The organism is Flavobacterium myungsuense (genome assembly GCF_042677265.1).
Taxonomy (GTDB): domain Bacteria; phylum Bacteroidota; class Bacteroidia; order Flavobacteriales; family Flavobacteriaceae; genus Flavobacterium; species Flavobacterium myungsuense.
The window spans coordinates 22,153-32,924 of record NZ_JBHTIZ010000001.1 but is presented as its reverse complement, the minus strand read 5'-3'; the positions used below and the strand labels follow the sequence as shown (position 1 = coordinate 32,924).

Genomic DNA, 10,772 nt, shown 5'->3' with positions numbered 1-10,772 from the left:
TGTGTTTTTATTATTAACTTTTTCAGCAATAAAAAACTGAGCTTTCTCAGAAATTGTCTTGGTGTTATTGCCGCCACTTTTTAGCTCTACAAGGCTTAAATATCCGTCTTTTAAATATTGCTGCAACCAGGCACGTTTTGTTTTCTCTGATCTCCAAGCTTTTTCCCGATGTCGCTTTGAAAATGAAATTTACCCTCTTTAATATAAAGTAAGGTTTTTATTCGGTCTTTTTTAAGAAGACCTTTGGATTTGGAATGTTCTCTTTGTAAAAATTCAACACGCTCTGCTATTTCTAATATTATCTTTTTTGGTATAGCCAAACATACAAATTATTACAGTAAATTCAAAAGTTAAATAGTGTTATTTAAAATTAGTCCAATAAAAATTGGACAAAATGAAATATACTGCTGCATTATGCCATAACGATTGGACTAATTAATAATTATAATTGGTATTATCAAAGAAGTATAATATTCTGAATACCAATTATTAAAAAACAGAGATGCAATCTCGTCGGGATTAAAATGTCAAAGATTTTAGATTATAATATTGGATATCAGAATCTATAAGGCTTTTTGTTACGATTTTACACCAATCATTATCGTATTTAAAAGCTAAGTACTACTGCCTTTTACTTCTTAAGCATGAAGACATCAATTACTTTAGTCCTTCAATTTGTATTTTAAAATGTATTCTGAAGGCGACATTTTGCAATGGGATTTAAACCACTTAGAAAAATACTGTGGATTAGAATGACCTATAGCATATGCAATCTCAGATACATTTAGATCTGATTCTAGTAAAAGTATGGTAGCTTTTTTCAATCGTACTGAATCTATAAACTCTTTACCAGTGGTGCCGGTTATCATCTTAACTTTTCTAAAAAAGGTGGAACGACTCATTGAAAATTCATTCGAGATATTGATTATATTCAAATTATCCACTTCTATATTATCGTTAACATATTTTAATAGTTTTTCAATAAATTCCTTGTCTTTACTATTTGTGGTTAAGTCTCCAGCATCCTTATATTTATTAGTCAAAAATAGGTTTTTAACTTTGTTTCTGGACTCTATAAGGTTTTTGATGGTTAGGTTTAAAATTTTAATATTAAAAGGTTTTGGGACAAAGTAATCTGCCCCAGAATTTACTCCTTCAAATTGAGTATTCATATCGCCCTGAGCCGTTAAAAGAATTATCGGGATATGCGAAGTTTTTATATCATTCTTAAGGGTCTTACATAGTTCAAGACCACTCATTATAGGCATTATCACGTCACTGATAATTATATCAGGCTGCAATTTATTTGCCATTTCAACGCCTATTTCTCCATTTTCTGCGGTATATATGTTGTAATTGTCCGTAAAATAATCGGCCATATTTTCAATCAAATCTATATTGTCATCTACATATAAAATTGTAGGTTTTTCAGCATTAAATTCAACATTTTTATCAACTAATTTATCATTGACAACTTCATTGCTTTCATCAAAATTACTAGCGCTGAGAGTTTTAGGCATATCATTATCCCAAAGGATTCTATCTGATTTTTCTTCATCAGAATAAGCGTTTTCATCCATTGGTAAATTCAAAGTAAAAATAGTTCCTTTATTTAATTCACTACTAACTGAAATTGTTCCTTTATGGAGTTCAATCATTGACTTTGTCAAAGACAAGCCTATTCCAAATCCATTAACATATCGATCCATATTGCCTCCGTGATGGTAAAATCTATTAAAAATTTTAGATAAAAAACTGGCGTCAATTCCTGCACCGTTATCGATAACCATTATTGTTAAAAATCCTTTGTCTGTGGATGGAAATAATTTTATTACAAGTTTACCCCCTTTATTGGTATGCTTAATGCCGTTGGAAACTAAATTATACATTATTTTTCCAAGTGCATTTTTATCAAACCAAATAAATAATTCTGGCATATAGGCATCAATCGAGATTTTAATTTCTTTCGAATTTGCTAATCCTTTAAAAGCAATTTTAATGTTTTTTAAAAACAAAATCATATCACTTTTCTGAACTTTTAATTGGTAATTACCTGTTTCCATTTTGTGAATTGCCAATAACTCATTGGTCAATTCCAAAAGATTGTTTACGTTCTTATCAATAGTTAATACTTCTTTTTCTTGTTTTGGATTCAGCTTAAAATTAGAAATCAGTTTTTCAATAGAGCATAAAATTAGAGTTAGGGGTGTTCTAATTTCATGTGAAATGTTGATAAAGAATTCCAATTTCGATTCATTGATTTTCTCCATCTGCTCATGATATTGTTTTTCTAATTGCGCTTTATTTTTTTTCTCAAGTCGTTTTTTTGTAATAGATGAAATTAAAATAATTAAAAAATAAAGCACGATTATATAGAGACAAAATGCTGGAAATGTAAGCCAAAATGAAGGTTTAATTTCAATTGTTAATAGGGTATAATCTGAACCCCAAGTTCCATCTTCGTTTGATACTTTTATTTTGAATGTATAATTCCCTACAGGTAAATTTTTATAATTCGTTGCATAAACAGAAGCGGATGCCATTAACCAATTTTGATCAAATCCCTCCAATATATAAGCATATTTACAATTTTTTTGATTGTAGTAATAGGGAGATAGAAAGTTAATTTTTAAATTATTTTCGAAATGGCGTAATGTTAGGCTGGTAGAATCATTCTTCGGTCTTCTATCATTTACATTTATACCATTGACAATTATATCCCTAATATTTACAGGTTCATTGTAATTAACTTGTTTTGTTTTATTGGGTGCAAATTCAGAAATTCCGTTAATCCCTCCGAAATATAATAAACCATTAGGATCGGAATATGAGGAATGTTCTGAAAATTCATAGTTCTGAATACCATCGTTTATGTCATAAATCGTTGTTTTATAAGCTTGATTTAATTTAACTAAACCTTTATTTGTCCCTATCCATATATTTCCTTGCTTGTCGGTTTCGATTGATTGAATTAAATTACTAGGAAGTCCGTCTCGAATTGTGAATTTGTTAATTTTTGAGGCTGCTCCATCTTTAGATAATTTAATTTGAAACAAACCTTTTTTTGTACCTATCCAACCATTGTTTTTATTATCAAGAAGTATGTCACATATATAGTCATTAGTATCCAGACTATTTGGTTTTTGATTATAATGGAAAAAATTTTTAATTGTAAAATCGTTGTTTAATTTTGCTACAACGAGTCCTTTTGTTTGAGTTCCAATCCATAAAAAATTGTGTATAGGATCATATTTAACGATACGGACGAAATTTATGGAATTTAAAGAGGATGGGATTAAATTTTTATAGGTGACACGATTCACTAATTCAAAATCATTCGTTAATGTAAAACTCATGAGATTATTGTCAGTTCCTAGCCAGTAATGATTATTGACATGCGCAATTGAAAAAACAATGGGATTTGTCTCGTTGTTTGTATTTAGTTTTTTAGTGATGTAATTGTTTTTTTTAAAAGTGACTAGATATAAGCCGTCAGATGCGCCTACTAGAATGTGCTTATTATCGATTTTGGATAATGCGAAAATCGATTTTCCATTCAGTATTGACTTCACTATTGTTTGATTGGAAGTATCATAAATAAAAAGCCCTTCAAATAAAGTACCTACCCACAAATTATCATTGTCATCTTTAATAATTGATCGGGTATTACTAACTATTGAGTTGTTTTTATAATCTTTAATCTGATAGTTTTTAAATTTTAGTCCCGAATTATTTTGAAAAAACACACCATTTCCTAATGATCCAATCCACAAGGTTTTATCTCGAGAAATAAAAATACTTTTAATTTTTCTAGTAGGTAAATCAATTTCGTTTATAGTTGAAGAGGTAAAATCATTTTTTCTAAGGGCTTCTTCATTAATCTTAATAGCCCCGTCGGCGCGGGATGTCACAATAAGATTGTTTTGACGATCTTGAATGATGTTTGCTATTCTAGAAAAATTGATAGCAGAATCCTTTTTTGGATAAATTTTAGTTATTAAATAGTTTCCTTTTTCTCCTTTTAAATGAAACAAACCATTGTTTTGAGTACCTATCCAGATATTTGAAAAGTTATCTTGAAAAAAAGCAGATAGAGTAACATCCGCAGAGGGCTCTATGCGAATTTTAGCTAAAACGATTAATTTATTGCTACTGATTTTGGTTAAAATAACTTGGTTTTTATTAGTCAACCAATAGTTTCCATTTTTATCTTTTTCATGAATTTTTAAAGACTCAAGGTCTAAATTGGTAGGAATTTTATATCGAATGCTCTTTTCGCAAATTGATTTTGTGTTTTCCTCCGTAAAAAGTTCTTTTCCAGAATTGATACTCCAAAGTCCAATTTGACTTGTGAACATAATTTTACCATCAATCAATTTAATGGATTGTATGTTTTGACCAAAAACACTGTTTTTATGGTTGTACTTTTTTAAATTGTATAATTTATGTGTAATAGGGTTATAAACCGTAAGGCCTTGTTCTGTAGCAATCCAAATATTACCGGCAAGATCCTGTGTAATTGAATTTATATTATTGTCAGAAAGTTCATTAAATGAATTTCCGGCATAAAACGATCTAATACTAATGCCATCATAGTGATTAAGACCATAGTGAGTGCCAAACCACATATATCCATCTCTATCTTGAAATATTGATGTTATGCCGTTTTGTGACAAACCTTGTTTGCTGTCTATGTTTTTAAAATTAACAACATAACTCTGTATACCATATGAATATACATAAAAAAATAATGTAATTAATAATGTTAGAATTCTTTGCATTTATTGTTTTTATTGGTAATATTGTATGTCTTCAAACTAATTTGGACTTTTTCAATGAGAGTATATAGTTAATAATTCAAAGATAAATATATTTTTTTTGATTTGTTGGTAATAATATTTTTTAGTACTCATTTCTGCAATTAATAATTGCAATTTTCTTAAAATTTTTGTCTTATTGTTGAGTATTATTTTCAATCTTTCAAATAAAAATCCGCGAGTGTTAACCTATTTAATAATTCATGATATCGCTCATTATTGTATCTGTTAACTATAACTTTTCAAAGCAGCTTCTAATTCTTCCAGTGCGAGTTTATAATTGAGTTTTACTACTTTTTTAATTATCTAGTGATATTCAGAAAAAGTAACCCAACTCATTACAATTTAAAAAACAACTAGTTTAAATATCACTTGTTTCACTATTTATAAAACGGATATTTTTTTAATTTCAGATATAAGCTGGCCTTCTGGTGTAAATCCTTCGATTTGAACCTTAATTTCTTTTTGGTTTCCTTTTGGAAATTTAACTTCAAAATTTGGGTTGTCTTTTATTTTTATAGTTGGTGTCCAATTTAAAGTCCCAAAATAATAAAACTCTTTTTGTGATTCAAAATAGGAATTTTTAAATTCTATATTTTTAACAAAGCCATTCGTTACAATCATTGAATAGTATTGGGCCTTGAAATATTTGTTACTACTCCCCCCCTTTTTTAAATAAACTTTTATTGTGCCTACACCTCTACTAGAATTATCAGAAAAACCGGATTTGTCAATATATATTTCATCAACCTCGCTGAGTTCGAAATTGAATAGAAAATTAAAATCGGTTTGTTCAATATCATCAACATAAACAACTGGAGAACTGCTAGAATTTAAATTATATGAAGTTCTAATATATGCATCGTTAGTTTCGAAATCAACACCAGTTCTATAACCATGTCTAGCTATAAAATCCAAAACAGTTCCTTGTTGTCCTTCTTCAATTTTATAACCTTGAGCATTCATGCTCATTTTATCTTTATTTGTAAGAATTTCTTTTTTGAAATTGTTTTGCACAAAAACTTCGTTTAAATTTACAGAGGGGTCTGTTTTTGAATCTGCAAAAGCAAAACTTGTGTTTGGGTTTTTTAGGACTTCACAATTTGAATTATCAAACGTACTTGACAAATATAATGGGGATGAATTAGAAGAAACCTTCGTTGTCATTTTAGTGAATACCGACACGTTTTTTTTATCCATCATTTGTAAGATAAAAACGGTGGAATCTCTAGCATAAAAGTTTTCGAACTTAAATTTATTTTGTTCATCAATAGTTGTTTCTTCATAAACGTTGTCTTTAAATGAGAAAAGAGCAATTTTATATTTAGAATTTGGTTTAAGTACCTTATCTATCGTCCCACTAATGGTTACCCCTTTATCAAAAGTATATTTCATTTTTGGGGGATTAGACTTAATATTATTCCATTGGTATTTACTTTTGCTTTGATTCAACATCAACAGCTCCATATCCTCTTTCCTCTTTTTATTTTCAAAATCATAATAGGAATAATTGTTTATTTCTGGCTTTTCTAAATAAGTATTGAGATAAAAAGTACCCAAGATAGCTCTTTTTTGTCCCGCACAAATATTATCTCCTGGAAGCACACTAATGCTTAGATTGGCTAAAATACCATCGGTTTTTCCAAATAATATAATACTGTCATTAGCAATTGTTCTTGCTTCAAGTGAAGTGACGGATTTATTTGTACCATAATTATAAATTAAACGTTCTGTTATTTCATTTAAGTTTTCATCAATCAGACGAATACTACTAACGCCGTTAGATAAATATTTTTTATCCAAATTGACTAATTGATTGGTTTGTTTATTATTAAAGGTTATTTCCTTTAGAATTGCTTTTTTATTTTGTTGAATCAGGAGGTCATATTTTTTATTTTGGTATAATTCAACCCCTTTCTCATTTGTTTTGACATTAATTAAAAGATTTTGTCCATTTAAATTGTTATTATAACTAACTATTATGCCTGTTTCTTGAATGCGAGGTAATGGTTTTGAAATATTTAATTTATCAGATTTTATTTTTAGAGTGTACGTTTCATTTATGTATGGATTTATATAAAAAATACCATTTCCAGAGTGGTTAGTTTGAAAGCGTGAAATTTCATTTGATTTAGAATCCACTATTATACCATCGCTAATTTCTATTCCTTTTTGGTTACAATCTGTAATCTTGACACCAACGATATTTATCATATCATTTATTATAAATCCTCCCTCGGGAAATAGTGTAATTTCGGCTGTTTCCCAATTGGGTTCATTTGTATCAAAATTATATGTTCCCTTTTTATCAATGATTTCGATTATTTGTACGAAAGAATCATCTTCTATAAAATTACGCATCCAATTGGTAAAAAAATGAAAATAATATTTACCCGCTTTGAATTTGTCATCCAAATGAATACCACCTTCGAAAGTACCTTTATTGGCAAAAAGTAATTTTTTTTGAATGATTTGCTTTTGGCTATCATAGATTACTAATTGTATGTTGGTCGTGTTTTCGGCTAATATGGTATTGTTTTTACTAGTAATATATCCTTTAAAAGCAATATCTTCATTGTTTACATACTTGTTTTTATTGAATTGAACATGTATAATTTCCCTATCATATTTAAAATAACTCTCAAGGTAATTCTCTATTGCTTTTTGGGAATCGCTGTTTTGGGAATTGGATTGAAAAAAAAATAAACTGAAGATTATAATGATGGTTGCTCTCATTTATAAAAATTGTATTTATATGATGTTAATTAGTATATGTAGGTAAATTTGATATAAAAAACTTAGGGCCCAAAAACGGTTTGGATGCCTTTTATTAATGAAAACAAATACTGATACTCCATTTTTTTGGTACTATTTGTTTGAAAAGCTATTTCAAAAAACGGGCTCTGGATTATATTTATCACTGCTTTATTGTGTTGTACCATTAGTACTTCCGGTTACCATTTTCAAGGCAACATGTTTTCCGTGCTTGTCCCTTTTCCAAGTAGTGAATTTCATGTTTCCACCTATTTTTTGCATATCTTCAAATACTTTTACGTCTTTTTCGTAGGGATACTTTGAATCTATATCCCCATGAAAAAACCAATTAGGAATATCTTTTATTTGCTTGCTATTATCAGTGCCTTTTCCTCCTGCACTAGGCAAGGAGAGAACAACAGGGTACCGATTTTTAGCATCAAAGTTAATTGGGTTCAAAAGTTGATATCGCAGCCCCTTGTAAAAATTGGCTTTAAATAAATTAAAGATGGAGTCTTGCTTTTCTTTAGCTTTCAGCGTTTGAAATGTCATCATTAAAAGTATTATTAAAGAACTCTTAAAAGATAGTAATCGAAATTTATACCTATTATTCATATCGAATTAATTAAATTGGTTTATAACTCCATTTTTTCTTTAAACTAAAAGTTTTTTCAAAAACAAATAAACTAAAACTCTTTTTCACCAAATTCACTCGAAGGCAGTTTATTTTTAGGGGTCAATTTATTGAAATTATAGCAAAAATTTAGCAACAAAACATTCGTTTCATAAATGTAATTGGTTGTGGTATAAAAGTCGTTGCCGTAAGTCGTAATTCGTTGCTGATTCGAATTCATATTGCCAAAGTTGATGTTTTGCCATTGGAAACCGATGCTGCCTTTTCCGTCCAAAATGGTTTTCTTTACAGACATATTCGGAACCAAAAATCTAGAATCTTCTCCTTGTGCTGTTGGTTTTGCCGAAGTATAATTCACATTGGCCGTAAGGCTCCAATTTTTGTCTAAATTAAAAGTTCCGTTGGCATTCAGAGAATACACCCAATCCGAGTTATTGACGGTGGATATCTCTCCCAAAACATCCAAGTCACCATTGATTTTGTAATTGTAAATGTTGGCTCCAAAGTACAAAGCCATCCATTTTTTTGGATTTAGATTTGTTCTCAATTCCAAGCCAAATAATCTCGCTCTTTCAGCATTGGTGTACACCCTGTTCAAAATAGTGTAGTTGTAAACACTGTTGACTCTTTGAACCGGGTTTTTAATGTTTTGATAATACAAAGTGGTAAAAAATGTTCCTTTTTTGAAGGTATGATTTATTCCTAGTTCGGCCAAATCGACGAATTGCGGCAACAAATCAGGATCTCCTTGCTCTAAGGTTTCGGAATGTTCTCTTTCGGGTATCGGGTTCAATTCGGAATTATTGTTGCGTTGTACTCTTTTGCTGTACCCCACTTTTGCATTCCAGGCATCATTGAAAGTATACAACAAATTAGCCGACGGAAAAAGATTGCTGAAATTCAAAAGATGCGGATTTATATCAGTAGATAAAATCACTTTCCTTTGGGCATATTCATAGCGCAAACCTGCAACATAGTCCAGTTTTTCTGATTTCCCTGAATATTGGGAATAAACGGCATTAATGTGGTTGTTGGTTTTTGCAGTTCCTCTAAATTGGGAATTGTCCACCAGCGGAACCGGTTCTGGATTGATGGTGTACCCAAAAGTGCCATCCTGTTTGTCATTTCGATATTGATAGCCACTTTCTAATTTTCCGTCTGCGATAGCGACGGCGTAATCTAATTTTAAACGAAAACCGGAAATCGGATTGGTGTAAGGATTTTTCACTTCTTGAAAAACGGTTTCTTTGGCTGGATAATCCATATTCAAGTTGATTGTGTTTCCATACAAATTAGCATGTTCATAAAGCGCAGAAGTGGTCAATGTCGATTCATTTGCAAAGCTGTGCGTATAATCAAAATTGGCCAAAGTGAATTTTCCTTCCTTAGTTTGCACATTCGAATTGAAATAGGTAAACTGGCTTAAAACGGCATCCGTGGTCAAGTCGGAAGTGCTGTTATTGTAAACCAAATCGGCTCTTCGGGCTTGGAATTTCTTGCCGAGATAAAAGCCAAAATTGAAAGCATTATTTTTATTGGCGGAATAAAGCAAAGCAGTTTTAATGGAATAATTGTGCTTGTCAAAACTTCTTTCACCATTGGACGGGAAGCGAGTAATAGTATTTGCCTTAAAATCTTTGGTATAAACATCGCCTTCGCGATTCCCATTATTGTCATTCCGCTGATAGTTGGCTGTAAGTGAAAAGTCTATTTTTTCATTTTTATAATTGGCCGTGACATCGGTACCAAAACGTTTAGGCGTTTCTAAATTGTCGTAATCATCTGTGCTGGGGAATCCTCCCATTGCATTGGCATAAAGTGCAAAACCGTCCGTGCTGCCCTTAGTGGTGATAATATTGATGATACCACCTTTTCCATCGGGATCGTATTTTGCCGAAGGTGCCGTAATCAATTCGATATTTTGAATCGTATTGGCGGGCAATTGACTTAAAATTGTTGCTGCATCGGTCAAAATAGGTTTGCCGTTGACTAAAACCATAAATCCGTTGGAACCCCGAAGACTTATTTGACCTTCACCATTAACTGTAACTGAGGGCAAATTCTTGATGACATCAATAGCGGAACCCCCTTTAGCGGTTTCAAACTGGCTGGCTTTATACTGTTGTTTGTCGATTTTATTGGAGGAATTTGCTTTCTTACTTGAAACCACAACTTCATCCAATGCTTGATTGCCAAGTTTTAATTTGATAACTTCTAATTGAATATTTTGGTTGTCTTGGATTTTAATATTTTCCAATACACGGGTTTCGTAGCCTATAAAGTAAATTTTGAGCTGGTAAGTTCCGGGTTTAATATTTTTAATTAAAAAAATGCCAGTTTTGTTTGACAAATCTCCGTTAACAACCAATTGAGTAATCGGATTGATTATGGCAATACTAGCATATTCTATAGGTTCTAAGGTTTGATTATCTTGAACAAATCCTTTTATAGAACCATTTTGAGCAGCTATTGTATTTATAACTATTAGGAAAAAGAAGAGATTTAAACAAAGTATTTTTATTGACATTTTATGCTTTAAAATTTATATATTTTTATAAGAATGCTTA

The 10,772-nt window shown here is 30.6% G+C and carries 4 protein-coding genes; all 4 read right to left on the bottom strand.

Annotation, left to right across the window (positions count from 1 at the left end; all coding sequences use genetic code 11):
• Positions 1 to 662: 662 nt before the first annotated feature.
• Positions 663 to 4,781 (bottom strand): hybrid sensor histidine kinase/response regulator transcription factor, encoded by a 4,119-nt coding sequence (locus ACFQ0S_RS00085; RefSeq protein ID WP_379753794.1) that lies wholly within the window; start codon positions 4,779 to 4,781, stop codon positions 663 to 665.
• A gap of 420 nt (positions 4,782 to 5,201) precedes the next feature.
• The gene (locus ACFQ0S_RS00080; protein WP_379753797.1) at positions 5,202 to 7,553 is read right to left on the bottom strand and encodes a hypothetical protein; all 2,352 of its coding nucleotides are present in this window, start codon (positions 7,551 to 7,553) and stop codon (positions 5,202 to 5,204) included.
• 189 nt (positions 7,554 to 7,742) lie between these two features.
• A complete protein-coding gene (locus ACFQ0S_RS00075) occupies positions 7,743 to 8,126 on the bottom strand; it encodes a hypothetical protein (protein WP_379753800.1) in 384 nt (127 codons plus the stop codon).
• Positions 8,127 to 8,257: 131 nt separating this feature from the next.
• Entirely contained in the window at positions 8,258 to 10,732 is a 2,475-nt protein-coding gene (locus tag ACFQ0S_RS00070; protein WP_379753802.1) for a TonB-dependent receptor domain-containing protein, read from the bottom strand.
• Positions 10,733 to 10,772 lie beyond the last annotated feature (40 nt).